At 41.3% G+C, this 958-nt stretch carries 1 protein-coding gene; it reads left to right on the top strand.

All coding sequences use genetic code 11. The features are described 5' to 3' along the window. Window positions 1-117 precede the first annotated feature (117 nt). Window positions 118-954 (top strand): IS5 family transposase, encoded by an 837-nt coding sequence (locus HPS54_RS12780; RefSeq protein ID WP_172345772.1) that lies wholly within the window; start codon window positions 118-120, stop codon window positions 952-954. The last annotated feature ends 4 nt before the right edge of the window (window positions 955-958 follow it).

Below are 958 nucleotides of genomic sequence, written 5' to 3'. Positions count from 1 at the left end.
ATGAAGTGATTTAAACTAATTTCAAACTGTTAAAATTCCTGCCAATATATTAAAATACAGCGTACTTCCGCAGAAATTCGCTATATTAGAGTTGCGACACTTTAATTTATCGAACCAATGCCGAAATACACTGTACTTGACAAAGATACAATAAAAAACGAAATTATGCCTTATCTCAGCGTAGCAAAAAGAGGATATATTTGCCAAGGTAGCCTGATAGATGTCGTAAACGCGATTCTCCACAAGCTCAAGAGTGGTTGCCAATGGCATCTGCTTCCGGTTGGTCACCTCTTCGAAGATGTCGTTCTGAGTTGGAATGCCGTCTATCATCATTTCAGAAAATGGTGCAGACTCGGCGAGTGGCAGACAATGTTTGCATTCATTGTCAAGAAATACAAGCATTTGCTTGACATGTCCGTGACTCATATAGACGGTTCTCATACACCTGCGGTAAAAGGTGGAGAAAGCGTTGAATACCAAGGTCGTAAGAAGCGTAAGACCACCAACTCCATATATATATCCGACCGTCAGGGATTGCCTTTGGCGATGTCGGAACCGCAAAAGGGCAACCACTCGGATCTCTATCAGATTAAGGAGCGTGTAGGAGAATTGATTATTCAGCTTAAAAACAGTGGACTGGAAACCGACGGTCTTTTCAATAATGCTGACGCCGGGTTTGATGCTATGGCATTCCGTTCCGCATTGAACGTTCATGGTATCATCGCAAACGTCTGTCCTAATCCGAGAAACGCAGAACCTAAGGAGGATTATCTGTTTGATGAGGAGCTTTATAAAGAAAGGTTCGTCATCGAACGAACCAATGCATGGATGGACAGTTTTAGATCCATACTCACGAGATTTGATACAACCGTATCCAGTTGGAAAGGATGGAATTATCTCGCATTTGCTGTGGTTTTTCTTAATAAAATTCACAAATCACAAAAGTTTAAATGAGTTC

Source organism: Xylanibacter caecicola, assembly GCF_013166515.1.
GTDB classification, from domain to species: Bacteria; Bacteroidota; Bacteroidia; order Bacteroidales; family Bacteroidaceae; genus Prevotella; species Prevotella caecicola.
Note: the sequence above shows the minus strand (reverse complement) of the source record. Positions and strands in the feature narration are given on the sequence as shown.

Bases quoted from the DNA above. Each gene is read 5' to 3' on its own strand.
- HPS54_RS12780 (WP_172345772.1), top strand. From the start codon at position 118: ATGCCGAAATACACTGTACTTGACAAAGATACAATAAAAAACGAAATT.